The organism is Sphingomonas sp. PP-CE-1G-424 (assembly GCF_004341085.1).
Taxonomy (GTDB): domain Bacteria; phylum Pseudomonadota; class Alphaproteobacteria; order Sphingomonadales; family Sphingomonadaceae; genus Sphingomonas.
The window spans coordinates 264,104-290,680 of record NZ_SLXW01000001.1 but is presented as its reverse complement, the minus strand read 5'-3'; the positions used below and the strand labels follow the sequence as shown (position 1 = coordinate 290,680).

Here is a 26,577-nt window from a genome sequence, read left to right as displayed (position 1 = left end):
AACCGGACGTGCGGGGGGCGACCTATAAGAGCCGAGGGTTGATCGCCGCGCGTAACTCCCCGAAGGCTGGTGCATGATCCGCCTGCTCCTCCTTCTCGCGCTGACTTTCGGGTTGGCGAGTTCCGCGTCTGCGGACGACATCGCCGCCACCGGGCGCGGCGTCGTGCGCGTCGTGACGATCGCGGTGGTCGACGATCAGGTGGTCGGCTTCGGCCACGGCAGCGGTTTCGCGATCGCGCCCAACCGGATCGTCACCAACGCGCACGTCGTCGATCTCGCCGAGCGCTATCCCGACAACGTCGTCGTCGGCATCGTCCCGACCGAGGGCAGCAAGTCGTACCAGGGCAAGGTGATAGCGTATGATTCGCAGCGCGACCTTGCGTTGATCGAGTTCACCGGCGCGCGCCTGCCGCCGAGCGCGCTGTATACCGGGCCGATGACCGAGGGTGACGCGGTGGTGTCGCTCGGCTTCCCCGGCAACGTCGACCTGGCGACGGCGCGGTCGGCGGCGGATTACATCCGGCCGATGACGCCAGTGCGGTCCGAGGGCGTGCTTTCCGGGCGGCGCGTGCTGAGCGGCGTCGAGGTGCTTCTCCATACCGCCAGCATTGCGCGGGGGAACTCCGGTGGGCCGCTGCTCGATCGGTGCGGGCGGGTGATCGGGGTGAACTCGGCGATCACGCGCGGCGAAGAGGGCGATTCGACGTTCGGGTTCGCGATCGCGGATACCGAGCTGGCGGGCTTCCTCCACGATGCGAAACAGCCTTATGCGTCGATCGGGACGGGGTGCACGTCGATCGAGGATCGCTTGCGGCAGGACGCCGACGCGGATGCGCGCGCGACCGCCGATGCGGCGTCCGCCAAGCGCGACGCCGCGACGCAGGATGCGATGACCCGCGAAGTCGCGCTGGAGAAGGCGCGGACCGAGGCGTCGCGCAGCCGCGAGAACGTGATGGCGCTCGCCGGGCTGCTGCTGGTGGCAGGAGCTCTGGTGATCGGGAGTGCGGGGTTGCTCGAATCCCGCGGGCAGCGGCGGCAGGCGATTTGGGCGGTGTCGATCGGCGGGCTGAGCGTGCTGGTCGCGATCATCGTGTTCGTGCTGCGGCCTTCGGGTGAGGTCGACGTGCCGCTGTCGGCGCTGCCCAAGACGCGGATATCGACGCCCGATGCGGCGCTCGGCAAGCTGATGTGCACGCTGATACCCGAGCGTAGCCGGATCACGATCTCGTCCAGCGAGGACGTCCCGATCGACTGGGGCGCCAAGGGCTGCGTGAACGGCAAGACGCAATATGTCGCCGCGAATGGTCGCTGGGACCGCGTGCTGGTGCCCGATGCCGAGCAGACCGTGTCCGTCCTCTCGTTCGATCCGGCGACGCGCGTCTATTCGAACACGCGCTATCTTATGTCGGCGGCGGGGATGGAGGCGGCGCGGACTGCGCGGGGCGTCGTGCCGAACGTGTGCAACATGGACGACGCCGCATTGGGTCGGCTCGCGGGGCAGCAGGCGGCGGTGCGTGCGGTGTTGCCGCCGCTGCCGAACGAGAAGCTGGTTTATTCCTGCAAGTCTGCGCGCTGAGCTTCGGAGGCCAGGAGCGCGCGCTTGCGATCGAGGCCGTAGGCGTAGCCGCCGAGCGCGCCGCCGATGCGTTGCGCGCGGTGGCAGGGGATGACGATCGATACCGGGTTTTGCCCGCAGGCGGTGCCGGCGGCGCGAACCGCGGCGGGGCGGCCGGCAAGCGCTGCGAGTTCGCTGTAGGTGCGGGTTTCGCCGATCGGGATGGTACGTAGGGCTTGCCAGATCGCTTCTTGGAACGCCGTGCCGCGGACGTCGAGCGGGAGGTCATGGTCGCGGTCGGGGGACTCCACGGCTGCGACAATGTGCGCCGCCAAATCCGCGAGGGCTTCGTCGCCGGGTTCGATCGTGGCGTTGGGGAAGCGGCGGCGGAGTTCCTCGGCGTCTTCGTCGAACGATACGCGGCACAGGCCCTTGTCGGTCGCGGCGACAAACAGCGCGCCGAGGCTCGTGTCGGCGGTGGTCCAGCGGATCGTGACGCCGTCGCCGCCGCGCGCCCAAGCGCTGGGGGCCATGCCGAGCCGCTTGGCGTCGGCCTCGTAGAAGCGGCTGGGGGCGGAATAGCCGGCGTCGTAGATCGCTTCGGTCACGGTCGAGTCCTCCGATAAGGCGTTGGCCGCGCGGCTGGTGCGGAGCGCCCGCGCGTAGGCGGCGGGGGTGACGCCGGTGGCGCGCTTGAACAGGCGGTGGAAATGGTGCGGCGCGTAGCCGACTTTCGCGGCGACCTCCTCCAGTGAGAGGCGGTCTTCGGCGGCTTCGAGAAGGGCGACCGCGGCGACGACGGCGATGCGGTCGCGGCCGACTTCGTCGGGGGTGCAGCGCAGGCAGGCTCGGAAGCCGGCGGCGCGGGCGCTGGCTGGGTCGGGGTGGAAGGTGACGTTTTCGCGCTTGGGGTGGCGCGCGGGACAGCTTGGCTTGCAGTAGATGCCGGTGGTCTTCACGCCCACGACGAACCGGCCGTCCCACGCCCGGTCGCGGGCTTCGAATGCGGTCCAGGCGGTTTCGGTGTCGGGGGCGATGCTCATTGAATCGGTATAGCCGGTCGCGACGCGCGCGCATCCCGTGGCTTGCGCTCAAAGCGGAGCCAATCGGCGGTCCGGCCGTTCTTCCGTGCATACCCCCTAACGAAAGATGTTTCATGGCCTCCGACACGCCCGTCTGGTTCATTTCCGGCTGCTCGACCGGTTTCGGCCGCGAACTCGCCAAGCTCGTGCTCGCGCGCGGTTGGCGTGCGGTGGTTACTGCGCGGGATGCTGAGCGCGTCGCGGATCTGGCGGAAGGCGCCGAGGATCGTGCGCTCGCGCTGTCGCTCGATGTGACGGAGCAGGCGCAGATCGACGATGCCGTGGCGCAGGCTAAGGCCAAGTTCGGTCGGATCGACGTGCTCGTGAACAATGCGGGCTATGGCTACCAGGCGTCGGTCGAGGAGGGCGTCGAGTCCGAAATCCGCGCGCAGTTCGATGCGAACGTGTTCGGGTTGTTCGCGCTGACTCGCGCGGTGCTGCCAGTGATGCGTGCGCAGAAGAGCGGTAATATCATCAACATCACCTCGGTCGCGGGCCAGGTCGGGTTCCCGGGCTCGGGCTATTATGCCGCGTCGAAGCATGCGGTCGAGGGTTGGTCCGACGCATTGCTGGCCGAGGTGAAGCCGCTTGGGATCGACGTGACCTGCGTCGAGCCGGGGCCGTTCCGGACGGATTGGGCCGGACGTTCGCTGAAGCAGACGCCGGTGAAGATCGCCGACTATGCGGACACGGCGGGCAAGCGGCTGGATGGGACACGTGAGGTTAGCGGGACGCAGGCGGGTGACCCGGTGCGGGCCGGCGAGGCGATGATCGCGCTGACCGAGGACGCGAACCCGCCGCGGCATCTGGTGCTGGGCGCTTGGGGGTATGATGCGGTGACGAAGAAACTGGCGGAGCGGCTGAAGGAGATCGAGGCACACAAGGCGGATAGCCTGGGGGCGGATTTCCCGGGCGAGTGATCTCGACCGAGCGGCAGAGAATTGTTTCCCCGCGAAGGCGGGGACCCAGACTGGGCTCCCGCCTTCGCGGGAGAACAAGGAAGCAGGGGATGCCTCCGCGTTTGTAGCGGCAGCTGGCGCCGAGGACCTTGTTGCATGGGCCCTACCAAAAGCCACCACCCCGGCGAAGGCCGGGGTCCAAATGGGGGGCGTCGCTAACTGAGCGCGTCCCTCAGTTATTGCCACCTTTCCAATTGGGCCCCGGCCTTCGCCGGGGTGATGCCAAATAGGGTACGGCGGGTCAGCCCCCGTTGGCGCGGAACAACTCCAGCGTGCGCTGCTTGGCAAGGTCCGCACTAGGCTCGTGGTAATCCTTCCGCCGGTCCGAATTGAACCCGTGGCCCGCCTCGTAGACATACACCGTCGCATTCGGCCAATCCTTGGCGATGACCTGCTCGACGCCCTCCATTGGGATGCCGTGATCGTGACGGCCGAAGTGCAGGATCACCGGCACCTTGGGTTCCTCGTCCGCCGCGGCCGGGATCATGCTACCGTAATAGCCGCTCGCCGCTGCGACTCCCGTCAGCTTGGTAGAGGCGAACCACGCGATCGAGCCGCCATAGCAATAGCCGACCACGAACACCGGCCCGGCGGGGGCGAGCGTGTCGATGCAGGTCTGGACGTCCTTCAGCGACAGGTCGAACGGGTGGAGCTGGCGCGCGAGTTCGACACCGCGCGCGAGGCCTTCGCCCGAATAGTCGGCCTCGAAACCGGGATGCTCGCGGTCGAACAGGGCCGGGGCCAGCACCTCGTAGCCATCGGCAGCGTACTCGTCGCAGAGGTCGCGGATGTGGTCGGTCACGCCGAAAATCTCCTGCACCAGCACGAGGCCGCCGCGACGCTCGCCGGTCGGCTGCGCGTGATAGACCGCGACGGTCGCGCCGTCGGACATCGTCATCGTTTCCATCGTGCCGGTCATTCTCTCGTCCCCGTCGATTGGTCGTTACGCCTGCCCAATACCGTCATTCCCGCGGAGGCGGGACCCCATAGTGGCAGGCCGTGCGGTGAAAGAGCTGGGTCCGGAGGATATGGATCCCCGCCTGCGCGGGGATGACGGGGAGGGGCGGAATCATAACCGTCCAACCTTCGATCAATGACAAAACAGTCACAAACCCGTGCCTCTGACCCTCCCGCCGGGTTGCCAATCCGCGAACCCGATGCTACCCGCGCCGCGTCCCATGAGAGGTGCTTTCGCGCCCTCTTCCCCTGTGGGACGGCACTATTTCGGTTTCAGGCGAGGATTGACAGGTCCGTGGAGACATCCGGCGGTATTCAAGCGAGCTTAGGCGGGCGTTATGCGCTGGCCCTGTTCGAACTCGCGCGTGACGCGAAGACGATCGACGCGGTCGAGTCGAGCCTGGCGAATGTGCGTGACGCGCTCGCGCAGTCGGAGGACTTCCGCACGCTGACGTCCAGCCCGATGGTGTCGCGTGGCGCCGCCGTGAAGGCGGTCTCCGCAGTCGCCGACGAGCTCGGCGTCGATGCGACCACCAAGAGCTTTCTCGGTGTCCTCGCCGAGAACCACCGGCTCGGCGCGCTACCGAAGATCATCAAGGCTTTCCGTACACTTGCCGCGCAGCATCGCGGCGAGATCGCGGCCGAGGTGACGTCCGCACATCCGCTGACCGACGAGCAGGTGATCGAGCTGAAGCATCAGCTCCGCCAGCGGGTCGGCCGTGAAGTTTCCGTCGACCTCAGCGTCGACCCATCGTTGCTGGGTGGACTCGTCGTCCGCGTCGGCAGCCAGATGATCGATTCGTCGATCAAGACGCGTCTCAACACTCTCGCGCACGCGATGAAGGGCTAAGCTAATGGATATCCGCGCCGCAGAAATCTCGAAGATCATCAAGGATCAGATCGCCAATTTCGGCACCGAGGCCCAGGTCAGCGAGACCGGCCAGGTGCTGAGCGTCGGCGACGGCATCGCGCGCATCTTCGGCCTCGACAACGTCCAGGCCGGCGAGCTGGTCGAATTCTCGAACGGCGTGCAGGGCATGGCGCTCAACCTCGAGGCCGATAACGTCGGCGTCGTGATCTTCGGGAGCGATTCCGAGATCAAGGAAGGCGACATCGTCAAGCGCACCGGCACGATCGTCGACGTGCCGATCGGCAAGGAGCTGCTCGGCCGCGTGGTCGATGGCCTCGGCAACCCGATCGACGGCAAGGGCCCGATCCACACCACCGAGCGCAGCCGCGTCGAAGTGAAGGCACCGGGCATCATCCCGCGCCAGTCGGTCAGCGAGCCGGTCCAGACCGGCCTGAAGGCGATCGACGCACTCGTCCCCGTCGGCCGTGGCCAGCGCGAGCTGATCATCGGCGATCGCCAGACCGGCAAGTCCGCCGTCGCGATCGACGCGTTCATCAACCAGAAGATCGCCAACGCCGGCGACGACGAGTCGAAGAAGCTGTATTGCGTCTATGTCGCGATTGGCCAGAAGCGCTCGACCGTCGCACAGCTGGTCAAGACGCTCGAAGAGAACGGCGCGATGGAATATACCATCGTCATTGCCGCGACCGCGTCGGACCCCGCACCGCTTCAGTATCTCGCGCCGTACACCGGCGTCGCGATGGGCGAGTATTTCCGCGATCGCGGCATGCACGCACTGATCTGCTATGACGATCTGTCGAAGCAGGCGGTCGCCTATCGCCAGATGTCGCTGCTGCTGCGTCGTCCCCCGGGCCGTGAGGCTTATCCAGGCGACGTGTTCTATCTGCACAGCCGCCTGCTCGAGCGTGCGGCGAAGATGTCGGACGCGAACGGCGGCGGCTCGCTGACCGCGCTGCCGATCATCGAGACGCAGGCGGGCGACGTTTCGGCGTACATCCCGACCAACGTGATCTCGATCACCGACGGCCAGATCTTCCTCGAAACCGACCTGTTCTTCTCGGGCGTGCGTCCGGCGATCAACGTCGGCCTGTCGGTCAGCCGCGTCGGTTCGGCGGCTCAGACCAAGGCGATGAAGAAGGTGTCGGGCTCGATCAAGCTCGAGCTGGCGCAGTACCGCGAGATGGCGGCGTTCGCGCAGTTCGGGTCGGATCTCGATGCGTCGACGCAGAAGCTGCTCAACCGTGGTGCTCGTTTGACCGAGCTGCTGAAGCAGGCGCAGTTCTCGCCGCTGCCGTTCGAGGAGCAGACCGTGTCGATCTTCGCTGGTACCAGCGGCTATCTCGACAAGGTGCCGGTTGCCGACGTGACCCGCTACGAGCAGGCGCTGCTGGCCGACATGCGCGCGAACCACGCCGACGTGCTGACGCTGATCCGCGATACCCGCGACCTGGGTAACGAGGCGAAGGACAAGCTGAAGGCAGCGCTCGAAGCGTTCGCGAAGACGTTTGCCTGATTAACTCCCTCTCCCCTGCGGGGAGAGGGCTGGGGTGAGGGGTTGTACCGGGCGTTGCGCTTTGCAACTGCCCCTCACCCCGACCCTCTCCCCGACGGGGAGAGGGAGCAGAGCGTGTAATCCGACCCTCCTCTGTGAGGAGCGAGGGAGCAGGAAGAGAAGATGGCATCACTTAAGGCCCTCAAGATCCGCATCGGCTCGGTGAAGTCGACGCAGAAGATCACCAAGGCGATGAAGATGGTCGCCGCCGCGAAGCTGCGCCGGGCGCAGGACGCGGCGGTCGCCGGGCGTCCGTATGCCGAGCGTCTCGAAGCGGTGATGGCGAGCCTCGCGGGGCGCGTCGGCATTGCGCCGGGCGCATCTCCGCTGCTCGCGGGCACCGGCAAGGACCAGGTCCACCTGATCGTCATCGCGACGTCGGAGCGTGGCCTGGCCGGTGCGTTCAACACCAACATCGTCCGCGCGGCACGTCGCAAGGCCGAGGAGCTGATCGCGGCAGGCAAGACCGTGAAGTTCTACGTCGCCGGCAAGAAGGGGCGCGTGATCAAGCGCTTCTTCCCGAACGACATCATCGCCGATCACGAGATGGGGCAGATCAAGCGGCTCGCGTTCAGCGACGCGCAGGAGATCTCCGAAGACCTGATCAAGCGCTTCGGCGAAGGCCAGTTTGACGTCGCGCACCTGTTCTACGCGAAGTTCGTCTCGGCGCTGGTGCAGGTTCCGACGGGTATCCAGATCATCCCGATCCCGCTGTCGGCGATCCCCGGTGCGGAAGCCAAGCCGGGCGCGCCCGCCGAAGCCGTGGTCGAGTATGAGCCCGACGAGGAAGCGATCCTCGCCGATCTCCTGCCGCGCAACGTCGCGATCCAGATTTTCCGCGCTCTGCTCGAAAACGCAGCGTCGGAGCAGGGCAGCCGCATGAACGCGATGGACAACGCCACGCGTAATGCCGGCGACATGATCACGCGTCTCTCGATCCAGTATAACCGTACCCGCCAAGCCGCGATCACGACCGAGCTGGTCGAAATCATCTCGGGCGCCGAAGCGCTCAAGTAAGTCCAAGGAAGCAGACAATGGCAACCGCCCCAGAGACCCTCGGAACCACGCTCGCCCCCAAGGCCACCAACAACACCGGCCGCATCTCGCAGGTCATCGGTGCGGTCGTCGACGTGCATTTCCCCGACAATTTGCCCGCCATTCTGTCGGCACTCGAAACCGACAATAACGGCAACCGGCTCGTGCTCGAAGTCGCGCAGCATCTCGGCGAGAACACCGTTCGCACGATCGCGATGGACGCCACCGAGGGTCTGACCCGCGGCCAGACCGTCACCGATACCGGCTCGCAGATCCGCGTTCCGGTCGGCCCGAAGACGCTTGGCCGCATCCTCAACGTCATCGGCGAGCCGATCGACGAGCGTGGCCCAGTCGGCGCAGAGACGACCGCCCCGATCCATGCTTCGGCACCGCTGTTTGTCGACCAGTCGACCGAGAGCGCGATCCTGGTCACCGGCATCAAGGTCATCGACCTGCTCGCACCCTATGCGAAGGGCGGCAAGATCGGCCTGTTCGGCGGCGCCGGCGTCGGCAAGACCGTGCTGATCCAGGAGCTGATCAACAACATCGCCAAGGGCCATGGCGGCACTTCGGTGTTCGCCGGCGTCGGCGAGCGTACCCGAGAGGGTAACGATCTGTACCACGAGTTCCTCGACGCGGGCGTCATCGCCAAGGATGCCGACGGCAATCCGCAGTCGGAGGGCTCGAAGGTCGCGCTGGTGTTCGGCCAGATGAACGAGCCGCCAGGCGCACGCGCTCGCGTCGCGCTGTCGGGCCTGACGATCGCCGAGTATTTCCGCGACGTCGAGGGCCAGGACGTGCTGTTCTTCGTCGACAACATCTTCCGCTTCACGCAGGCGGGCGCAGAGGTTTCGGCACTGCTCGGCCGTATTCCGTCGGCGGTGGGCTATCAGCCGACGCTGTCGACCGACATGGGTGCGCTGCAGGAGCGCATCACGTCGACCAACAAGGGCTCGATCACCTCGGTGCAGGCCGTGTACGTTCCCGCAGACGATCTCACCGATCCGGCACCGGCGACGTCGTTCGCGCATCTCGATGCGACGACCAACCTCAACCGCGCGATCTCGGAGCTGGGCATCTACCCGGCAGTCGATCCGCTCGATTCGACCTCGCGTCTGCTCGAGCCACGCGTCGTCGGCCAGGAGCATTACGACACCGCACGTGCCGTCCAGTCGACCTTGCAGAAGTACAAGTCGCTGCAGGACATCATCGCGATTCTCGGCATGGACGAGCTGTCGGAAGAGGATAAGCTCACCGTGCAGCGTGCGCGGAAGATCCAGAAGTTCCTGAGCCAGCCGTTCCACGTCGCCGAGGTCTTTACCGGCATCAGCGGCAAGTTCGTCCAGCTCGAGGACACGGTCCGGTCGTTCAAGGCGGTGGTCGAGGGCGAGTATGATCACCTCCCCGAGGCGGCGTTCTACATGGTCGGCGGCATCGACGAAGCCGTCGCCAAGGCCGAGAAGATGGCTTCCGAGGCTTAAGCTACTACTGCTCCCCCTCCCGCAAGCGGGAGGGGGCTGGGGGGTGGGCACCCGCCCTCCACGTCGCGCGACGCTGATGGCGCGAGCCCACCCCCGGCCCCTCCCGCATGCGGGAGGGGAGTGAGACCCAGACATGCTGCATTTCGAACTCGTCACGCCAGAAAAGCTCGTCCGCTCGGAGGAGGTCTACATGGTCGTCGTCCCCGGCACCGAAGGCGATTTCGGTGTCCTCGAAGGCCACGCGCCTTTCATGTCGACGGTCCGCGACGGCGGCGTGCAGGTTTACCGCACGCAGAACGGCACACCCGAGATCATCGCGATCAAGGGCGGTTTCGCCGAGGTCAACGCCAAGGGCCTGACCGTCCTCGCCGAACATGCCGGCGAGTAAGCTCTTTAACTAACTGAGATGTTTTTCCCCGTGACGGCGGGAATCCAGATTGGGCATCCGCCGTCTTCTTTCTCCGTCATCCTGACGAAAGTCAGGATCCAGAGCCACGGAGCGCAACCCCGGGTTACCCTGGATCCTGACTTTCGTCAGGATGACGGGAGGGGAATGGCGTAACGTCGAGCTTACAAGAAATTATACGGGTCGACGTCCACCGTCACCCGCACCTTCGACGGCCAGTCGAGCTTCCCCAGCCATTCCCGGATGACATCCTGCACATCCAGCGCTCGCCGCGCATGGACCAACAGCCGATACCGATGTCGCCCCCGCAACATCGCCAGCGGCGCCGGCGCAGGCCCATAGACGTGCATGCCCTCGACCTCGGGCGCATTACGGCCCACGAGCTTGGCGGTATCGTGCGCGCAAGACTGGTCCTCCGACGACACCACGATCGCCGCATAGCGCCCGAAGGGCGGCGCCCCCGCGTCCTTCCGCGCATCCGTCTCCGCCGCGTAGAACGCATCCGCATCGCCGGTGATGAGCGCCTGCATCACCTGCGCGCCGGGGCTGTGCGTCTGGATGAACACATGGCCCGGTTTCTCGCCGCGCCCGGCACGCCCCGACACCTGCCGGATCTGCTGGAACGTGCGCTCCGCCGCGCGGAGGTCGCCGCCGTCCAGACCGAGGTCCGCGTCGACTACCCCGACCAACGTCAGGTTGGGGAAGTGATAGCCCTTGGTCACCAGCTGCGTGCCGACGACGATATCGATATCACCCGCTTCCATCCGCCCGACGAACTCCGCCGCCTTGGCGGGCGACCAAATCGTGTCCGAGGTCACCACCGCCGTCTTCGCCTCGGGGAACAGCGCCGTCACCTCGTCGGCGATCCGCTCCACGCCCGGCCCACACGCGACGAGCGTGTCCTCGCCCTTGCACTCCGGACACACGCGCGGGGTCGGCTCGATGTGTCCGCAATGATGGCACGCCAATCGCCGCGTGAGGCGATGCTCGACCATCCACGCCGTACAGTTCGGGCACTGGAACCGATGCCCGCACGTCCGGCACAAGGTCAGCGGCGCGTACCCCCGCCGGTTGAGAAACAGCAACGACTGCTCTCGCCGCTCCAGCGTTTCCTGCATCGCCTTGACGAGCCGCGGGGCGAGCCAGCGGCCGCGCTCGGGCGGTTCCTTGATCAGGTCGATCGGCTCGATCGTCGGCATCTCCGCCGCGCCGAACCGACCGGGCAGCTTCAGTTCCGCATACCGCCCGGTCACGACCTGTTGCCGAGTCTCGATCGCGGGCGTGGCGGAGGCGAGGATGACAGGACACCCCTCGAACTTGCCGCGCATCACGGCGACGTCGCGCGCGTGATAATGCACGCCCTCTTCCTGCTTGAAGCTCGTCTCGTGCGCCTCGTCGACGACGATCAACCCGAGGTCGCGGTACGGCAGGAACAGCGCGGAGCGTGCACCCACCGTCACCAATGCCTCGCCGCTTGCGATCGCCCGCCAAGCACGCCGCCGCTGGGTCGAGCGCAGTCCGGAATGCCACGCGATCGGCTCGCAGCCGAACCGATCGTGGAAGCGTTTCAGGAACGGCTCGGTCAGCGCGATCTCGGGCAGCAGCACCAGAGTCTGGCGGCCGTCACGGATCGCTTGTGCGACCGCCTCGAAATACACCTCGGTCTTGCCCGAACCGGTCACGCCGTCGAGCAAGGTCGGGTGGAACGCATGCTCCGCCACCCCCGCGACCAGCGCATCTGCCGCCGCGCGCTGATCCTCCGAAAGGACCGGTTCGTGATGCGCGGGGTTCGGGACGGGGTAGGGGCTGTCCAGGCTAACCTCGACCGCCTCGATAGCGCCCACCTTCACCAGCCCGCGGATCACCGCGTCGCTGACGTCGGCAGTCGTGGCGAGCTCGCGGATCAGACCCTGGCGATCGCCGATCCGTTCCAGAGCCTGCTCACGCTGTGGGGTGAGCCGGGGCGGCACGACGCCGGTCGCGCGGTACTCGACCGCGGTCCTCGCACCCTCCAGCGCCGACGTCGACGCCAGCGTCATCCGCAACACCGACGCCGCGGGCGCGAGGTAGTAATCCGCGGTCCACTCCACCAGCCGCCGCAGCGGTGCGCCCAGCGGCGGCACGTCGGCGACCGCAAGCAGGTTGCGCAACCGGTTGTCGCCGACCTCGGCGTCGGACGGCATCCGCTCCGCCTCCCACACCACGCCGAGCAACTGCCGTGGCCCCAGCGGCGCGACCACGACCGAACCCGGCTCGACGCTCATGCCGGCGGGCACGCGGTAGTCGAGCGGCCCGAGGGCGGCGTTGAGGATCAGGACACGGGCGCGGGACGACATCGTCTCGTTATATGGGGACAGATCGACTCCGCGTGAACCGTCTAAGCAGGCATCGACTTAAAGGCGTCAGGCGTCAGGCGGCAGCGCGGCGATCGCCGCCCCGGCGGCGTTCGCCGACCCGCGCGCGCTTCGCCTTGTAGAGGATCGTATCGGCCTGGTGGATGAAGTCGCGGATCGCATAGCAGTCCGGCTCCAGCGCGGTGATCCCGACCGTCCCGGCGCTGATCATCGCCAGACCGTTCAGTGCGATCGGAAAGCGCAGCGCTTCCTCCAGTCGCGCACTTATGTAGCCGGGCGTCGCGGTCAGAGCTGGATCCTCGATCAGCAGTCCGAATTCGTCACCGCCCAGCCGCGCGGCAAAGCTCTGCTTCAGCCAGGGCGCCTGCAATATCTCGCCGACCGCACGCAGCACGTCGTCACCCGAGGTGTGGCCGAGCGTGTCGTTGATCGCCTTGAACCCATCGAGGTCGATGAGCGCGAGCAGCAGCGGCGTGCCGTCGGTGTGCGACCGGGTCATCGCGGCGTCGAGCGCCCGATCGAATGCCGCGCGGTTGGATATTCCGGTGAGCGAATCGGTGTCGGCGGATCGGCGCAGGTTCAATTCGAGCGCATAGCGTTCGGTCACGTCCTGGAAAACGCCGACGAACCCGATGGTCGTACCGGCGTCGTCCTCGAGTTCGCCCAGCACGCGTACGCGCCGCGGCTCGCCCTGCGCGGTGGTGAAGTCGACCTCGATATCGAACGGTATGCCCGTTTCCAACGTCGTCGTGAGACAGCCGCTCAGTATGTCCCGGGCGTGGGGCGGATAGAACGCCATCGCGACCTCCATCTCCGGCACCGGGCCGACCGGCAGGCCGTAGATGTGAAAGACGCCGTCCGACCAGTCCAGATGCTGGTGGTCGAGCGAGGTTCGCCACGATCCGATCGCCGCCATCCGCTCGGCCTGGCGAAAGATACGATCCTGCCGCGCGAGCGTTGCGGCCTGTCGGTCCGCGGTCGTCGCGATGGCGATCGCCTGATGCGCGGCGGACCGCGCCGCGACGGTCACCTCGGCCAGCGTCGCGAGATGCGTGAGCGCGCGACGGCCTGCGTCGTTCAAGCTGCGCGGCACCGAATCGATGACGCAGATCGAGCCGATCGCATGACGCTCGCCGCGATCGTCGACCGCATGGATCGCCGCTCCCGCGTAGAAACGCGCGCCGCGATCCGCCAGCACCAGCGGATTCTCCGCGAACCGCGAATCGGTGTCGAGGTCTTCGATCACAAGGGGGGCCTGGTTCTGGATCGTGTACGCGCACATGCCGATGTCGCGGCTGATCTGGCCGCGTTCGCCGCCGGCCGCGGCCTTGATCCACAGTCGGTCGCTATCGACGAGAGTCATCAACGCGGTCGGGCATCCGAGCATTTCGGCGGCGAGTTCGACGAGCGCGTCGAACTCGCGTTCGGGTGCGCTATCGAGCAGCGCCAGCGCGTGGAGCGCGGCAACGCGCCGTTTTTCGTCTGCGAATGCGTTTGTGACGAGGTCTTTCGGCGACATGGCTGTTGGATACCGAAGGGATGTTAATTTTCCTTTGCTGCTGGAGCAGGTTAGTGTGCATCATGGGGACCACGACAGACCTGCCGCCGTCGATGCTTTGGGCGGACCATTTGACGCGAGATCGGCGACGGTCGGTGCATACGGTGCGTGCCTATCAGGCGTCGGCGGAACGCCTGACGGCATTCCTGATCGATCATTGGGGCGAGCGGGTCGAGCGCGCGACGCTGGCGCGCGTAACCGCCGCCGATCTGCGCGCGTATCTGGCGTATCGTCGGGACTCGGGGCTGGGTAACGCGTCGGCGGCGCGGGAGCTGTCCGCGGTGCGGGGCTTCCTGGCCTGGGCCAACGACGGCGCGGGCCAGCCGCGGATCCGGGGGCCGCGCGTGAAGAAGGGCCTGCCGCGACCGATCTCCCCGGGCGAGGCGATCGCGCTGGCCGAAGACGTCGCCGAGGATGCGGCCGAGCCGTGGATCGGCGCGCGGGATTGGGCGGTGCTGTTGCTGCTATACGGTGCGGGCCTGCGGATCGGCGAGGCGCTGGCGTTGCCGGGGGCTATCCTGCCGCTCGGCGAGACGCTGGTGGTTACGGGCAAGCGGTCGAAGGCGCGGATGGTGCCGTTGCTGCCCAAGGTGCGCGCGGCGATCGAGGCGTATGTCGCGCAGACGCCGTGGCCGATCGCGGCCGACGCACCGCTGTTCCGGGGCGCTAAGGGCGGGCCGCTGTCGGCGGTGGTGGTACGGCGCTCGGTACGCGGCGCGCGCGCGCGGCTCGGGCTGGGCGATCGGACGACGCCACATGCGCTGCGCCATAGTTTCGCGACGCATCTGCTCGGGCGGGGGGCGGATCTGCGCGCGCTGCAGGAGTTGCTGGGGCATGCGAGTCTCAGCTCGACGCAGATTTATACGCAGGTCGATGCGGCGCACTTGATGGACGTGTACCGCAACGCGCATCCGCATGGCGGTTAGCCCTTGGGTTTCCAGGTCAGTACGCGCCAGCCATAGCCGATAATGATGACGACGAACGTCGCCACCGCGACCGGCCCGACGTAACGATCGAGTTCCTCGAAATGCGAGCCGAGCAGGATGCCGGCATAGGTGAGCACGGTGTTCCAGATCGCGCTGCCAGCCGCGGTCCAGATCACGAACTGCCAGATCGGCATCCGTGTCATCCCCGCGGGCAGCGAGATGACGGTGCGGAAGGTCGGCATGAACCGGAACACGAAGATCACCCAGCCGCCGCGCTTCGTGAAGAACCGGTGGATCTTCTCGACGTCGGACCATTCCATCGTCAGCCAGCGGCCGTTACGCTCGATGAACGGGCGGAAGCGTTCGTAGCCGATGTTGCGGCCGATATAATACCAGAAGTAATTGCCGACGACCGAGCCCGCGGTACCCCAGGCGATCAGCGGCACGACGCTCATGTCGCCGCGCGCGACGGCCATGCCGCCGAGCCCCATGATGACTTCGGACGGCACCGGCGGCACGATATTCTCGAGCGCCATCAACAGGAAGATACCGAAATATCCGCCCCAGGCGATGAGATCGAGGATGAATTCGGTCATGGGTATCACATACTGCCGGGATGCCGGATGTGTTCCACCGACATCACACCACCCCGGCGAAGGCCGGGGCCCAATTGGTGGACGGTTATGACGGAGGACGGCGCTCCGTTACCGCGACCTTTCCAATTGGGCCCCGGCCTCCGCCGGGGTGGTATCTTCGCTCCAGTTACCGCGCCGCGACCTTCGCCTCGATCGCATCCCAGATCATGCCGGCAACATCGGTCCCGTCGAAGTTCGAGATCGCGACGATCCCGGTCGGCGAGGTCACGTTGATCTCGGTCAGCCACGTCCCGCCTATCACGTCGATCCCGACGAACAACAGCCCGCGCTTCTTCAACTCCGGCCCCAACACCGCGCAGATTTCGCGCTCCTTGTCGGTCAGTTCCGACTTCTCCGCCGAGCCGCCGACCGCGAGGTTCGAGCGGATCTCGCCTTCGCCTGGCAGGCGGTTGATCGCGCCTGCGACCTCGCCGTCGACCAAGACGATGCGCTTGTCGCCCTTCGCGACGTCGGGGAGGAACGCTTGGACCATGTGCGGCTCGCGCCACGTCATGTTGAAGACCTCCATCAGCGCGGACAGGTTGGCGCCGTCCGATTCAACCTTGAAGATCGCCTTGCCGCCATTGCCGTGCAGCGGCTTGATCACGATCGCGCCGTGCTCCGCGAGGAATTTGCGCGCCTCGTCGAGCGAGCGTGTGATCAGCGTCGGCGGCATGAACTGCGGGTAGTCGAGCACGAACACCTTCTCGGGCGCGTTCCGCACCTGCGCGGGATCGTTCACGACGAGCGTCCTGTCGGCGATCCGCTCGAGCAGATGCGTCGCGGTGATATAGCCGAGATCGAACGGCGGATCCTGGCGCATGAGGACCACGTCGGCCTCGTCGCCGAGATCGAGGTTCACGGGCTCGCCGACGCTGAAGTGATCGCCGACGACGCGCTGCACGGTGACGGGATGCGCCTTCGCCCAGACCTTGCCGTCGCGGTAGTTCAGGTCCTCGGCGGAATAGTGGAAGAGCTTGTGGCCATGGTCCTGCGCAGACAACATCAGCGCGAAGGTCGAATCGCCGGCGATGTTGATGCTGTCGAGCGGGTCCATCTGGACGGCGACGGTGAGGCTCATGCGTCTTCCTTCTGTTCGGTCGAGCGCATGTAGGCGTGCATGGTCGCGAAGTCACCCGATCCAGGCATTCTCGATATGGCGCGGGCGCGTGCCGGGGGCGAGCAGGATGACGTCGACGCGGATATCGTCGCCGGGTCCGGCATAGCGCGGCATCAGAAACTCCGCGGCGGCGGCGACGCGCGCGAGGCGACGCTCGTCGATCGCGAAGTCGAGTTCGGCGGCGGTCGCGCGGGTTTTTACCTCGACGAAGGCGATCAGGTTGCCCTTTCGCGCGACGATGTCGACCTCGCCGGCGGGCGTGCGGACTCTGCGATCGAGAATGCTCCAGCCCTTGAGACGCAGCCACCACCCCGCCAGCCGCTCTCCTCTGCGGCCAGCAATCTCGGCGGAACGACGGTCACGCATCCCTGCTCCCATCCCTGAAAGGGAGGGGTTGGGGGTGGGTAGGCCGCTGGGGCTCGGGACCGCCCGCCAAGCAGCCGACCCACCCCCGGCCCCTCCCTTCCAGGGAGGGGGGAAGAAGGGCGATCATCCCTTTTCCGCCTTCAATTCCAGCGCCCGAGCATACAGCGCCTTCCGGTCGAGCCCGAGCTTCTTCGCCACCTCGCTCGCCGCCTGGCCCGTGGACAGGCGGGTGAGCGCTTCGACCAGCGCCGCGTCACCGTCCTCCGTACTCGCAGGCGGAGCCTCGCCCGGTGGCGCGACGACGATCACGATCTCCCCCCGTGGCGGCGCATCCGCATAGCGCGCGGCGAGCGCCGAGAGCGTCCCCGTCACCGCCTCCTCGAACTTCTTGCTGATCTCGCGCGTCACCGCCGCCTCGCGGTCGCCGAGCCCTTCCAGCAGCGCCGCCAGACACGCGCCGAGCCGCGGCCCCGACTCATACATCACCAGAGTCGCGCGGATCGTCGCGACTTCGACGATCGCCTCGGCCCTTGCGTGCAGCTTCGACGGCAAAAACCCCACAAACAGGAACCGGTCGGTCGGCAGCCCCGCCAGCGTCAGCGCCGCCACCGCCGCGCAGGGACCCGGGATCGTCACCACCAAATGCCCCGCCGCCCGCGCATCGCGCACCAGCTTGAATCCGGGATCCGAAATAAGCGGCGTCCCCGCATCCGACACCAGCGCCACCGCCTGCGTCGCCATCCGCGCGATCAGTGCCGGGCGCACGCCCTCCGCACTGTGGTCGTGATACGGCACCATCGGCGTCTTCGTGCCGATGTGACGGAGCAGCCCGGCGGTGACGCGGCTGTCCTCGACCGCGATCACGTCGGCCCTGCGCAGGATGTCGGCGGCACGCGGCGACAGATCGCCAAGATTGCCGATCGGGGTCGCGACGATGTAGAGGCCGGGATCGAGAAGAGTTTCAGGGTTCATGGGGACGGTCATGGCAGACGCGACGACGATAGGGCAATCGACACGTACCATCGGGCGATGGGCGACGCTGGCCGCGGCGTGCCTGCTCGGCGCGTGCCAGACGATCGTGCCGCGTGGTCCGGTCGAGCCGTCGCAGCAGCGCCCGACCACGCGTCCCGCCGATCGCCCCAATATCGGCGTCGAGACCGGCATCCCGCGCGATGCCGAACGCAACCGCGTCGCGCTGCTCGTTCCGCTGTCGGGCAGCAACGCAGGCGTCGGCACCTCGATCGCCAACGCGACGATGCTGGCGCTGCTCGATACGCAGAACCAGCGCGTCCGCATCACCAACTACGACACCGCGACCGGTGCCGCCGCCGCCGCGCAGCGCGCGATCGCCGAGGGCGCGCAGCTGATCCTCGGGCCGCTGCTCGCCGACGACGTCCGCGCGGTCGCGCCGATCGCGCGCGCCGCGAACATTCCGGTGCTGAGCTTCTCCAACGATCTCGGCGTCGCGGGCGACGGTGCGTATCTGATGGGTTATGTCCCGACCCAGTCGATCGCGCGCGTGGTCGATTTCGCGAAGGAGCGCGGCGTCAGCAACTTCGCCGGACTCGTCCCCAACGGCCTGTACGGCGAACGCGCATCGACCGCGTTCCTCCGCGCTGTCGAAGGTGCGGGCGGCCAGGTCGTCTCGCTTCAGACCTACGCGCGGGGCCCTGGTGGCATTTCCGGCGCGGTCACGCGGCTCGCGGCGAAGGCCCCGTATGACGCGGTCCTGATCGCCGATGGCGGCGCCACCGCAGCTTCGGCGGCAGCGATGGTCAAGCGCGGCAGCGGCGCGACGACGCGTATCCTCGGCACCGAACTCTGGAACTCCGACGCGGGGATCGCGGCCAAGCCAGCGCTGTCGGGCGCATGGTACGCCAGCGTTTCGGACACGCTGTACCGCCAATACGCGGCCAAATACCGCGCCCGGTTCGGGGCAGGGCCGTACCGCCTGTCGAGCCTCGGTTACGACTCGGTGCTGCTGACGGTACGCATCGCGCGCGATTGGAAGCCCGGCACGCCGTTCCCGGTGAAACGCCTGCGCGACGGCGATGGCTTTGCCGGCATCGATGGCGCCTTCCGCTTCGGCAAGGACAACGTTGCCGAGCGCGCGCTGGAGGTGAAGGAAATCCGTGGGGGTACGACTACCGTAGTCTCGCCTGCGCCGGCCGGGTTCGGGAAGTAAGCTTGTTCACCCGCCTTCGCGGGTGAACAAATCAGGCGGTAACGATCTCAGGCAGGATCGCGTCGAGGAGTAGGGCGCCGGCTTCGGTAACCCGCAATCGGCCCGGCGTATGTGCGATCAGCCCCAACTCCTCAAGCCGAGCCACCGCCGCCAGATCCACCGGCACGACACCCGCGTTCAGCGCGGTAATCCGGTCCAGATCTACGCCTTCGGCCAACCGCAACCCCATCAGCAACGCTTCGGTCGCGCGGGTCGATGGGGTCAGCGGATCCTCGACTTCCATGCCGTGGCCGTTGCGATCGACCGCGGCCAACCAGTTCTCCGGCTTCTTGCGGCGCACCGTCGCCAGCCCTTTGCGCCGACCATGCGCGCCGGGGCCGATACCGGCGTAATCCTGGTACCGCCAGTAAGCGAGATTGTGACGGCTCTCCGATCCCGGTCGCGCGTGGTTCGAGGTCTCGTACGCGGGCAGCCCCGCGGCGGCGGTATCTGCGCGCGTCGCCTCGAACAGGTCGGCCGCCGAGTCGCCGTCGGGGATCACGATCCGGCCCGCGAGCGCTTCGGTCGCGAACCGTGTGCCCGCTTCGATCGTCAGTTGGTACAGCGACAGATGCTCCGTCCCCAGGCTCAGCGCGCGCGCGAGTTCGGCGCGCCAGTCGTCGAGCCGCTGGCCCGGCAGTGCATAGATCAGGTCGAAACTGACGCGGGGAAACACGTTCTGCGCGGTGGCGAGCGCGGCCTGTCCCTCGTTGACGTCATGCGCGCGACCGAGGAACTTCAACGCCTGATCGTTGAGTGATTGCAGTCCGAGGGATACGCGGTTCACGCCGGCGCTCGCCAAGTCGGCAAACCGCGCGGCTTCGACCGAGGACGGGTTCGCCTCCAGCGTGATCTCGATTCCTGCCGCGAACCCCCAAGCCTTTTCCGCCGCATCGAGTACCGCGGCGACGGTCGCGGGGGGCATCAGCGAGGGGGTGCCACCGCCGAAGAAGATCGACTGTAGTTTCCGCCCCGGCAATACCCTCGCCTCGTGTGCGAGATCGGTCAGGAGTGCGGCGCGCCACGCAGCCTGATCCACCTCCTCGCGAACATGGCTGTTGAAGTCGCAATACGGGCATTTCGATACGCAGAACGGCCAATGGACGTAGAGCGCGAGATCGCCCGCTGGAGGAGCGTCGGGGCTTGGTGTTTCGAAGACGGGCATTATCTGGCGCATATGGTCGCACGGGGCGGCCGAAGGAAGCGCAATGACTGCACGGTTGGGTTGGGCGCTTGCCGCGATGCTTGCGATCGCGGGGTGTGCACAGGGTCCGGAACGCGTCGTCGAGCGCCGCGATACGATGAAGCCGGCCCCCCGCGGGGCGGCGCTGCTCAAGGCGGCGATGATCGACGGCCACAACGCCGCGCGGGCCGCGGTCGGCGTTGCGCCGTTGACGTGGAGCGATACGCTGGCGACTACCGCGCGTGTCTATGCCGAGCAGATGGCGCGGACCCGGAAGTTCGCGCACGCACCGCAGCCGCAGGGCATGACGCGCGAGGGCGAAAATCTGTGGACCGGCACGCGCTATGCGTACGCGTACACCGAGATGATGGGCCACTGGGTCGCCGAGAAGCGCGATTTCATCAACATGCCGACCCCCGGGTTCAGCCGCACCGGCAATTTCGAGGACGTCGCGCACTACACGCAGATCGTCTGGCGCGGCTCCACGCAGGTTGGCTGCGCGATGGCGAGCAACACCACCGACGACTATCTCGTCTGTCGCTATTCACCGCCCGGCAATGTCGTCGGTGAGCGTGCGTATTGACCTGGAGCAAGCGATGACCGCGGCGGCGGTCGCACTTTCTTAAGTGGACCGAGGTTAACCTGCCTTAATGACCTCACCATCTCATTCCGATGTGCCGCGTTCCGGTGGTTGTGCCGGTTGCCGCGACGGCGCTGGCCTGACCTTTGGCTTCTCGATGGCGTTCCAGCCGATCGTCGATATCGAGACCGAGACCGTCTTCGCCTATGAGGCGCTGGTGCGCGGGCTCGAGGGGCAGTCGGCGGCGAGCGTGCTTTGCCAGGTCGATGCGGAGAACCTCTACGCGTTCGACCAGCAATGCCGGGTGCGTGCGATCGCGGCGTCGGTGAAGGCCGGGCTGCTCGATACGCCCGCGCGGCTGTCGATCAACTTCCTCCCGAACGCGGTCTATTCGCCGGCGGCGTGCATCCAGTTGACGTTGAAGACGGCGAGCGCGGTTGGGTTGCCGACCGATCGCCTCATCTTCGAGTTCACCGAAAACGAGGAGATGCTCGATCCCGTGCATGTCGCCAACATCATCGCGACGTATCAGAAGATGGGTTTCGGGACGGCGCTCGACGATTTCGGTGCGGGGCATGCCGGGCTTAATCTGCTCGCGCGGTTCCAGCCGGGCATCATCAAGCTCGACATGGAGCTGATCCGCGACATCGACACGAGCCTGCCGCGGCGGATGATCGTCGAGGGGATGCTGCGGATGTGCACCGCGCTGGGGATCACGGTGATTGCCGAGGGAGTAGAGACGCTTGGCGAGTTCGAGGCGCTGCGGGGGCTCGGCGTGCGGTATATCCAGGGGTATCTGCTGGCGAAGCCGGCGTTCGAGGCGTTGCCTGCGGTGACGTGGCCGGACAAGCAGGCGATCGCCGTCTGATCCGCACACCTCCACCGTCATCCTGACGAAAGTCAGGATCCAGAGTAACGGGCGGTGCCCTTAATGGCCCTGGATCCTGACTTTCGTCAGGATGACGGGACGGCGACGGGCTTCCCCCGCCGGGCCGCTCAGAACACCGCGGCTTCGAGCAGCTTGAACGCCTCGTTTCGGTGGCTGATCGCGTTCTTCGCCTCGTGTGGCAATTCGGCATAGGTCTGGTCGTAGCCGAGCGGCACGAACACCGGGTCGTAGCCGAACCCGACATTCCCACGCGGTGGCCAGACGAGCGTGCCCTCGGCACGGCCTTCGAACCATTCGACATGACCATCGGGCCACGCCAGCGCGAGCACGCTCACGAAATGCGCGCCGCGCGTTGCATCCGGACCCTTGGCGACCACCGCGTCCTCGACCTTCTGCATCGCCATCATCCAGTCGCGACCGTTGGGGGTTTCCGCCCAATCCGCCGTGTAGACGCCCGGGTCACCACCCAGCGCATCGACGCACAGCCCGCTATCGTCCGCTAGAGCGGGGTAGCCTGATAGGTCGGCCGCCGAGCGCGCCTTCAGTTCGGCATTCGCGAAGAACGTCGTGCCCGTCTCGACGGGTTCCGGCAGGTCGAGGTCGGCGGCCGAGACGACCTCCAGCCCACGCCCTTCGAGCAACGCAGCGATCTCGCGGACCTTGCCCTTGTTGTGGCTGGCGATGACCAGCTTGCCCGGCTGGAGCTTGCGGATCGCCTGCGGTTCCTTGCCTTCGCCGCTCACTTGGCGACTGCTTTCGCCTGCGCGGCGAAGATGTCGGTGCAGCCGATCCGGGCGAGACGCAGCAGGCGGAGTAGCGCCTCCTCGTCGTACGTAGCGCCCTCGGCGGTCGCCTGTGCCTCGGCGATGTTGCCGTTTTCGAGCAGCACGAAGTTCGCATCCGCATCCGCGCCCGAATCCTCGATATAGTCGAGGTCGAGCACCGGATTGCCCTGGTAGATCCCGCAGCTGATCGCCGCGACCTTCTGCGTCAGCGGGTCGGCGGTCAGCTTGCCGCTCGCGAGCAAGCCGTCGATCGCGAGCCGCAGCGCGACCCAGCCGCCCGAGATCGACGCAGTGCGCGTGCCACCATCCGCCTGGATCACGTCGCAGTCGATCACGATCTGGCGCTCGCCGAGAAGCTTCAGGTCGACCACCGCGCGAAGGCTACGCCCGATCAGCCGCTGGATTTCCTGCGTGCGGCCCGACTGCTTGCCCTTGGCGGCCTCGCGGTTGTTGCGCGTGTTAGTGGCGCGCGGGAGCATGCCGTATTCGGCGGTTACCCAGCCTTCGCCCTTGCCGCGCATGAACGGCGGGACCTTCTCCTCGACGCTGGCGGTGACGAGCACCTTGGTGTCGCCGAAACCGATCAGGACCGAACCTTCGGCATGCTTGGTGAAGCGCGGCTCGATCGTAATCGCACGCATCTGGTCTGGGGCGCGGCCGGATGGGCGCATAGTCTTATCCTAACGGGAGTGAGTGGTTGCCCGCTGCCTAGCCTTTCGTTTGGTCGCTCGCCAGCCTTCCCCGTCATCCTGACGAAAGTCAGGATCCAGAGTGACCGGGTGCAGTCCTTCGTGGCTCTGGATCCTGACTTTCGTCGGGATGACGGGTGGGGGTGAGGCGGGGTTTGCATTCCCTCTTTGTACGCCCGTCGATCCGCCCTAGATCAAAGCGATGGCCACGCCCCCCGTCACCGAACTGACCGATCGCGCGCGCGACATTTTTCGTGCCGTCGTCGACAGCTACCTCGCCAGCGGCACGCCGGTCGGGTCCAAGACGATCGCGCAGTTGACCGGCCTCAGCCTTTCCCCCGCCTCGATTCGCGGCGTGATGGGCGAGCTCGAAGGCCTCGGCTTGCTCGCCAGCCCGCATACCAGCGCCGGCCGGATGCCGACCGACCGCGGCCTGCGGCTGTTCGTCGACGGCATGATGCAGGCGATGGAGCCGTCGTTCGAGGAGCGCCAGACGATCGAGGCACGTGCCGGCGTCGGTGGTCCGGTCGAGGAGGCGCTCGCCGCGACCACGCTCGCGCTGTCAGGGCTGTCGGCCTGCGCCGGACTGGTCATGGTGCCCAAGCGCGAGCTGAAACTCCGCCAGATCGCGTTCGTCGCGCTGTCCCCCGAACAGGCGCTCGCGGTGCTGGTCAGCGAGGACGGCTCGGTCGAGAATCGCGTGATCGCGCTGCCCAAGGGCATGTCGCCGTCCGCGCTGATCGAGGCGGGCAATTACATGTCGGCGACGCTCGGCGGCCTGACGCTGGCCGATGCGCGGACCCGGATCGAGCGCGAGTTGGCGGACGGGCAGGCGGCGCTCGACGGTGCGGCTCGGACGCTGGTCGAGCGCGGCATCGCGGTGTGGAGCGAGGATGCGGATCGCCGCCCCGTGCTGATCGTCCGCGGGCAGGGGCGGTTGATCGATGCCGCCGCCGCCGCCGATCTCGACCGGGTCCGCGACCTGCTCGACGATCTCGAGGGAAAGCAGGAAGTCGCATCGCTTCTGGACAGCGCGCGCGCCGGTGATTCGACGCGGATTTTCATCGGTGCGGAGACCAAATTGTTCGCGTTGTCAGGGTCTTCGGTGATCGCCAGGCCCTTCCGCGGATTGGACGGCCGCGTGGTCGGCGTAGTCGGCGTGATTGGGCCGACGCGGTTGAACTATGCGCGCGTCGTGCCCATGGTGGATTTCACGGCTGCAACGCTCGCCCGGTTGATGGGTTGAGCCGGCCCAATTTATAGGGAAAACCATGTCCGACATCGACCAGAACACGCCTGCAGACCTGCGCGAAGAGACCGCCGAAGCCGCACCCGAAGTGGCGTCGAACGACCGCGTCGCCGAGCTCGAGAATCAGCTCGCCGAAGCCAAGCAGAATGTCCTCTACGCGCAGGCCGAGATCCAGAACGTCCGCCGCCGCGCCGAGAAGGAAGCGCAGGACGCGCGTGCCTATGCCGCAACGGCGTTCGCGCGCGACGTGTTGTCGGTCGCCGACAACCTGTCGCGCGGGCTGTCGGCTATTCCGGCTGATCTGCGCGCGGACGACAAGATGAAGGGGCTCGTCACCGGGCTCGAGGCGACCGGTCGCGAGCTGGAGAGCGTGTTCCAGCGCCACGGCATCACCAAGATCGCCGCGGAGGGCCAGATGCTCGACCCGAACAAGCACCAGGCGATGCTTGAGGTCCCGAGCGACCAGCCTGCTGGGACGATCGTCCAGGAGATGCAGGCGGGCTACATGATCAAGGACCGCTTGCTGCGTCCCGCCATGGTCGGCGTCGCCAAGGCTGGGTAATGTATAGGGAGAGCGGCGTGCATGATCTGGTCGGAGTGCTGATCGAGGGACTGGGTGCCGCTATCCCGGATACGTGGAAGCAGTTTTCTATCTGGCTGGCGGTGGTTGTCGTGCTGACCGGTATCTTCTTCATAATCTTCTAACCGCTCCGTCATGCCGGGCTCGTTCCGGCATCCACCGCGCCGCGAATTTACGGCCGCTTGGTTTGCGGAGCGGTGGACCCCGGAACAGGTCCGGGGTGACGGAGGTTTTGGGCTTCGTCAGGATAAAAAATGAACCAGAACCTCACGACCGATCGCCAGACCTTCGTCACGCATCTCGAATGCTCGATCACCGGCGAGCGGTACGAGGCGGACCAGCTTCATAGGCTGTCGCGCGCAGGGCGACCGTTGCTCGTCCGCTACGACCTCGACGCGGTGCGGTCCGCGGTTTCGCGTGACACGATCGCGGCGCGGCCGACGGACCTGTGGCGCTGGCGTGAACTGCTCCCGGTTCGTCACACATCCAACATCGTCAGCCTTGGCGAGATCGAGACGCCGCTGGTGCCGCTTACCAAGTCCGGCGGGCCCAACGTGCTCGTGAAGGACGAAGGCCGCCTTCCGACCGGTAGCTTCAAGGCCCGAGGCCTCGTCATGGCCGTCGCGATGGCGAAGGAACTCGGCGTCACCAAGATCGCGATGCCGACCAACGGCAATGCGGGGGCTGCGCTGGCGGCGTACGCGACGCGGTGCGGGATCGAGACGATCGTGTTCTGTCCCGACGACACGCCGGAGATCAACGTCCGCGAGATCGCGATGCAGGGCGCGCGCGTCTGGCGGGTCAACGGGCTGATAGACGATTGCGGCGCGATCGTCGGGAAGGGCGCCGCGGAAGGGCGCTGGTTCGATTTCTCGACGTTGAAGGAGCCCTACAGAATCGAGGGCAAGAAGACGATGGGGCTCGAACTCGCCGCGCAGTTCGGCTGGAAACTGCCGGACGCAATCTTCTACCCGACCGGCGGCGGCACCGGGCTGATCGGGATGTGGAAGGCGTTCGACGAGTTGGAAAAGCTTGGCTGGATCGGCTCCGAGCGCCCGAAGATGTTCGCGGTGCAGGCGAGCGGCTGCGCGCCGATCGTCCGCGCGTTCGAAGCGGGCGAGGAGCATGCCGAGCGTTGGGAAGATGCCAGCACCGTCGCGGCCGGCATCCGCGTGCCGAAGGCGGTCGGCGACTTCCTGATCCTCCGCGCGGTTCGCGAGAGCGGCGGGCACGCATTGGCGGTCGGCGATCCGGCTATCCTGAAGGCGGTCGATGCGGCGGCGAAGCAGGACGGTCTGCTGCTGTGCCCCGAGGGCGGTGCGACGTTGGCCGCCTATCATCAGGCGCTGAACACCGGGTTGGTCGACGAGGACGACAAGGTCGTACTTTTCAACTGCGCGACCGGGTTGAAATATCCGATGCCCGAGGCGCCGCAAGCGCTTGATAGAACACGACCTATCGATTTCGACGCGCTGTAAACGGCGCATTTCTGCCGATCGGGTGGATTGAGATCTACCAGATCGGTGGTTGAAATTGATCCA

At 66.8% G+C, this 26,577-nt stretch carries 26 protein-coding genes; 15 read left to right on the top strand and 11 right to left on the bottom strand.

Annotated elements, in window-relative coordinates:
- Positions 1-73 precede the first annotated feature (73 nt).
- Positions 74-1,576: a trypsin-like peptidase domain-containing protein gene (locus C8J43_RS01425; protein ID WP_133029443.1), complete on the top strand. Its 1,503-nt coding sequence runs from the start codon at positions 74-76 to the stop codon at positions 1,574-1,576.
- Here C8J43_RS01425 and ada read toward each other — a convergent pair.
- A complete protein-coding gene (gene ada / locus C8J43_RS01420) occupies positions 1,552-2,598 on the bottom strand; it encodes a bifunctional DNA-binding transcriptional regulator/O6-methylguanine-DNA methyltransferase Ada (protein WP_133029442.1) in 1,047 nt (348 codons plus the stop codon). The genes C8J43_RS01425 and ada overlap by 25 nt on opposite strands.
- A 113-nt stretch (positions 2,599-2,711) precedes the next feature.
- On the opposite strand from ada, the gene C8J43_RS01415 reads away from it, so the two are divergent.
- Complete coding sequence (locus C8J43_RS01415) at positions 2,712-3,557, top strand: oxidoreductase (RefSeq protein WP_133029441.1); 846 nt, start codon at positions 2,712-2,714, stop codon at positions 3,555-3,557.
- Between the two features lie 280 nt (positions 3,558-3,837).
- Here the strand turns inward: C8J43_RS01415 and C8J43_RS01410 are convergent, their stop codons facing one another.
- Positions 3,838-4,515 carry a dienelactone hydrolase family protein gene (locus C8J43_RS01410; protein ID WP_133029440.1) on the bottom strand — a complete coding sequence of 226 codons (678 nt, stop codon included), beginning with the start codon at positions 4,513-4,515 and terminating at the stop codon, positions 3,838-3,840.
- Positions 4,516-4,848: 333 nt separating this feature from the next.
- Between C8J43_RS01410 and C8J43_RS01405 the strand changes: the two genes are divergently transcribed.
- From C8J43_RS01405 to C8J43_RS01385, 5 genes are all read left to right on the top strand, one after another.
- Positions 4,849-5,403 (top strand): F0F1 ATP synthase subunit delta, encoded by a 555-nt coding sequence (locus C8J43_RS01405; protein ID WP_121905252.1) that lies wholly within the window; start codon positions 4,849-4,851, stop codon positions 5,401-5,403.
- A gap of 4 nt (positions 5,404-5,407) precedes the next feature.
- Positions 5,408-6,937 (top strand): F0F1 ATP synthase subunit alpha, encoded by a 1,530-nt coding sequence (atpA, locus tag C8J43_RS01400; RefSeq protein WP_133029439.1) that lies wholly within the window; start codon positions 5,408-5,410, stop codon positions 6,935-6,937.
- Positions 6,938-7,099: 162 nt separating this feature from the next.
- Complete coding sequence (locus tag C8J43_RS01395) at positions 7,100-7,993, top strand: F0F1 ATP synthase subunit gamma (RefSeq protein ID WP_133029438.1); 894 nt, start codon at positions 7,100-7,102, stop codon at positions 7,991-7,993.
- A 17-nt stretch (positions 7,994-8,010) separates the two neighbouring features.
- Positions 8,011-9,492: a F0F1 ATP synthase subunit beta gene (gene atpD, locus C8J43_RS01390; RefSeq protein WP_056488474.1), complete on the top strand. Its 1,482-nt coding sequence runs from the start codon at positions 8,011-8,013 to the stop codon at positions 9,490-9,492.
- A gap of 133 nt (positions 9,493-9,625) precedes the next feature.
- Complete coding sequence (locus C8J43_RS01385) at positions 9,626-9,880, top strand: ATP synthase F1 subunit epsilon (protein ID WP_093399766.1); 255 nt, start codon at positions 9,626-9,628, stop codon at positions 9,878-9,880.
- Positions 9,881-10,062: 182 nt separating this feature from the next.
- On the opposite strand, the gene C8J43_RS01380 is transcribed toward C8J43_RS01385, so the two are convergent.
- Positions 10,063-12,234: a primosomal protein N' gene (locus C8J43_RS01380; RefSeq protein WP_133029437.1), complete on the bottom strand. Its 2,172-nt coding sequence runs from the start codon at positions 12,232-12,234 to the stop codon at positions 10,063-10,065.
- A 73-nt stretch (positions 12,235-12,307) separates the two neighbouring features.
- A complete protein-coding gene (locus C8J43_RS01375; RefSeq protein ID WP_133029436.1) occupies positions 12,308-13,771 on the bottom strand; it encodes a diguanylate cyclase in 1,464 nt (487 codons plus the stop codon).
- Positions 13,772-13,833: 62 nt separating this feature from the next.
- Here C8J43_RS01375 and C8J43_RS01370 point away from each other — a divergent pair, with 62 nt between their 5' ends.
- Positions 13,834-14,736 (top strand): tyrosine recombinase XerC, encoded by a 903-nt coding sequence (locus C8J43_RS01370; protein WP_243645358.1) that lies wholly within the window; start codon positions 13,834-13,836, stop codon positions 14,734-14,736.
- On the opposite strand, the gene C8J43_RS01365 is transcribed toward C8J43_RS01370, so the two are convergent.
- The 4 genes from C8J43_RS01365 to rsmI all read right to left on the bottom strand — a co-directional run bounded on the left by C8J43_RS01365 (position 14,733) and on the right by rsmI (position 17,829).
- The gene (locus tag C8J43_RS01365) at positions 14,733-15,332 is read right to left on the bottom strand and encodes a DedA family protein (RefSeq protein ID WP_133029435.1); all 600 of its coding nucleotides are present in this window, start codon (positions 15,330-15,332) and stop codon (positions 14,733-14,735) included. The genes C8J43_RS01370 and C8J43_RS01365 overlap by 4 nt on opposite strands.
- Positions 15,333-15,498: 166 nt before the next feature.
- Positions 15,499-16,452, bottom strand: a complete 954-nt coding sequence (gene gshB / locus C8J43_RS01360) for a glutathione synthase (RefSeq protein ID WP_133029434.1) — start codon at positions 16,450-16,452, stop codon at positions 15,499-15,501.
- A gap of 51 nt (positions 16,453-16,503) precedes the next feature.
- Entirely contained in the window at positions 16,504-16,857 is a 354-nt protein-coding gene (locus C8J43_RS01355; RefSeq protein ID WP_133029433.1) for a YraN family protein, read from the bottom strand.
- Positions 16,858-16,980: 123 nt separating this feature from the next.
- The gene (gene rsmI, locus C8J43_RS01350; protein WP_133029432.1) at positions 16,981-17,829 is read right to left on the bottom strand and encodes a 16S rRNA (cytidine(1402)-2'-O)-methyltransferase; all 849 of its coding nucleotides are present in this window, start codon (positions 17,827-17,829) and stop codon (positions 16,981-16,983) included.
- A gap of 10 nt (positions 17,830-17,839) precedes the next feature.
- Here rsmI and C8J43_RS01345 point away from each other — a divergent pair, with 10 nt between their 5' ends.
- Positions 17,840-19,042, top strand: coding sequence for a penicillin-binding protein activator (locus C8J43_RS01345; protein WP_060527181.1), 1,203 nt, complete (start codon positions 17,840-17,842; stop codon positions 19,040-19,042).
- Positions 19,043-19,073: 31 nt separating this feature from the next.
- Here C8J43_RS01345 and hemW read toward each other — a convergent pair whose 3' ends face one another.
- Entirely contained in the window at positions 19,074-20,246 is a 1,173-nt protein-coding gene (hemW, locus tag C8J43_RS01340) for a radical SAM family heme chaperone HemW (protein WP_133029431.1), read from the bottom strand.
- Between the two features lie 43 nt (positions 20,247-20,289).
- On the opposite strand from hemW, the gene C8J43_RS01335 reads away from it, so the two are divergent.
- Entirely contained in the window at positions 20,290-20,847 is a 558-nt protein-coding gene (locus tag C8J43_RS01335; RefSeq protein WP_056055350.1) for a CAP domain-containing protein, read from the top strand.
- Positions 20,848-21,001: 154 nt separating this feature from the next.
- The gene (locus tag C8J43_RS01330) at positions 21,002-21,712 is read left to right on the top strand and encodes an EAL domain-containing protein (RefSeq protein WP_133029986.1); all 711 of its coding nucleotides are present in this window, start codon (positions 21,002-21,004) and stop codon (positions 21,710-21,712) included.
- Between the two features lie 128 nt (positions 21,713-21,840).
- Here C8J43_RS01330 and rdgB read toward each other — a convergent pair whose 3' ends face one another.
- Both rdgB and rph read right to left on the bottom strand, forming a co-directional pair.
- A complete protein-coding gene (rdgB, locus tag C8J43_RS01325) occupies positions 21,841-22,476 on the bottom strand; it encodes an RdgB/HAM1 family non-canonical purine NTP pyrophosphatase (RefSeq protein WP_133029430.1) in 636 nt (211 codons plus the stop codon).
- Positions 22,473-23,189 (bottom strand): ribonuclease PH, encoded by a 717-nt coding sequence (gene rph / locus C8J43_RS01320; protein ID WP_056055360.1) that lies wholly within the window; start codon positions 23,187-23,189, stop codon positions 22,473-22,475. The genes rdgB and rph overlap by 4 nt, the downstream gene beginning before the upstream one ends.
- A 220-nt stretch (positions 23,190-23,409) precedes the next feature.
- On the opposite strand from rph, the gene hrcA reads away from it, so the two are divergent.
- The 4 genes from hrcA (at position 23,410) to C8J43_RS01305 (ending at position 26,514) form a co-directional block, all read left to right on the top strand.
- Positions 23,410-24,453, top strand: a complete 1,044-nt coding sequence (hrcA, locus tag C8J43_RS01315) for a heat-inducible transcriptional repressor HrcA (RefSeq protein ID WP_093399755.1) — start codon at positions 23,410-23,412, stop codon at positions 24,451-24,453.
- 25 nt (positions 24,454-24,478) lie between these two features.
- Complete coding sequence (grpE, locus tag C8J43_RS01310) at positions 24,479-25,018, top strand: nucleotide exchange factor GrpE (protein ID WP_056488509.1); 540 nt, start codon at positions 24,479-24,481, stop codon at positions 25,016-25,018.
- Between the two features lie 17 nt (positions 25,019-25,035).
- Positions 25,036-25,161 carry a hypothetical protein gene (locus C8J43_RS22510; protein WP_279388819.1) on the top strand — a complete coding sequence of 42 codons (126 nt, stop codon included), beginning with the start codon at positions 25,036-25,038 and terminating at the stop codon, positions 25,159-25,161.
- 129 nt (positions 25,162-25,290) lie between these two features.
- On the top strand, positions 25,291-26,514 hold the full coding sequence (locus tag C8J43_RS01305; protein ID WP_133029429.1) for a threonine synthase: 1,224 nt from the start codon (positions 25,291-25,293) through the stop codon (positions 26,512-26,514).
- Positions 26,515-26,577: the final 63 nt, after the last annotated feature.

Bases quoted from the DNA above. Each gene is read 5' to 3' on its own strand.
- C8J43_RS01425 (WP_133029443.1), top strand. From the start codon at position 74: ATGATCCGCCTGCTCCTCCTTCTCGCGCTGACTTTCGGGTTGGCGAGT.
- ada (WP_133029442.1), bottom strand. From the start codon at position 2,598: ATGAGCATCGCCCCCGACACCGAAACCGCCTGGACCGCATTCGAAGCC.
- C8J43_RS01415 (WP_133029441.1), top strand. From the start codon at position 2,712: ATGGCCTCCGACACGCCCGTCTGGTTCATTTCCGGCTGCTCGACCGGT.
- C8J43_RS01410 (WP_133029440.1), bottom strand. From the start codon at position 4,515: ATGACCGGCACGATGGAAACGATGACGATGTCCGACGGCGCGACCGTC.
- atpA (WP_133029439.1), top strand. From the start codon at position 5,408: ATGGATATCCGCGCCGCAGAAATCTCGAAGATCATCAAGGATCAGATC.
- C8J43_RS01395 (WP_133029438.1), top strand. From the start codon at position 7,100: ATGGCATCACTTAAGGCCCTCAAGATCCGCATCGGCTCGGTGAAGTCG.
- atpD (WP_056488474.1), top strand. From the start codon at position 8,011: ATGGCAACCGCCCCAGAGACCCTCGGAACCACGCTCGCCCCCAAGGCC.
- C8J43_RS01385 (WP_093399766.1), top strand. From the start codon at position 9,626: ATGCTGCATTTCGAACTCGTCACGCCAGAAAAGCTCGTCCGCTCGGAG.
- C8J43_RS01380 (WP_133029437.1), bottom strand. From the start codon at position 12,234: ATGTCGTCCCGCGCCCGTGTCCTGATCCTCAACGCCGCCCTCGGGCCG.
- C8J43_RS01375 (WP_133029436.1), bottom strand. From the start codon at position 13,771: ATGTCGCCGAAAGACCTCGTCACAAACGCATTCGCAGACGAAAAACGG.
- C8J43_RS01370 (WP_243645358.1), top strand. From the start codon at position 13,834: ATGGGGACCACGACAGACCTGCCGCCGTCGATGCTTTGGGCGGACCAT.
- C8J43_RS01365 (WP_133029435.1), bottom strand. From the start codon at position 15,332: ATGACCGAATTCATCCTCGATCTCATCGCCTGGGGCGGATATTTCGGT.
- gshB (WP_133029434.1), bottom strand. From the start codon at position 16,452: ATGAGCCTCACCGTCGCCGTCCAGATGGACCCGCTCGACAGCATCAAC.
- C8J43_RS01355 (WP_133029433.1), bottom strand. From the start codon at position 16,857: ATGCGTGACCGTCGTTCCGCCGAGATTGCTGGCCGCAGAGGAGAGCGG.
- rsmI (WP_133029432.1), bottom strand. From the start codon at position 17,829: ATGAACCCTGAAACTCTTCTCGATCCCGGCCTCTACATCGTCGCGACC.
- C8J43_RS01345 (WP_060527181.1), top strand. From the start codon at position 17,840: ATGGCAGACGCGACGACGATAGGGCAATCGACACGTACCATCGGGCGA.
- hemW (WP_133029431.1), bottom strand. From the start codon at position 20,246: ATGCCCGTCTTCGAAACACCAAGCCCCGACGCTCCTCCAGCGGGCGAT.
- C8J43_RS01335 (WP_056055350.1), top strand. From the start codon at position 20,290: ATGACTGCACGGTTGGGTTGGGCGCTTGCCGCGATGCTTGCGATCGCG.
- C8J43_RS01330 (WP_133029986.1), top strand. From the start codon at position 21,002: ATGGCGTTCCAGCCGATCGTCGATATCGAGACCGAGACCGTCTTCGCC.
- rph (WP_056055360.1), bottom strand. From the start codon at position 23,189: ATGCGCCCATCCGGCCGCGCCCCAGACCAGATGCGTGCGATTACGATC.
- hrcA (WP_093399755.1), top strand. From the start codon at position 23,410: ATGGCCACGCCCCCCGTCACCGAACTGACCGATCGCGCGCGCGACATT.
- grpE (WP_056488509.1), top strand. From the start codon at position 24,479: ATGTCCGACATCGACCAGAACACGCCTGCAGACCTGCGCGAAGAGACC.
- C8J43_RS01305 (WP_133029429.1), top strand. From the start codon at position 25,291: ATGAACCAGAACCTCACGACCGATCGCCAGACCTTCGTCACGCATCTC.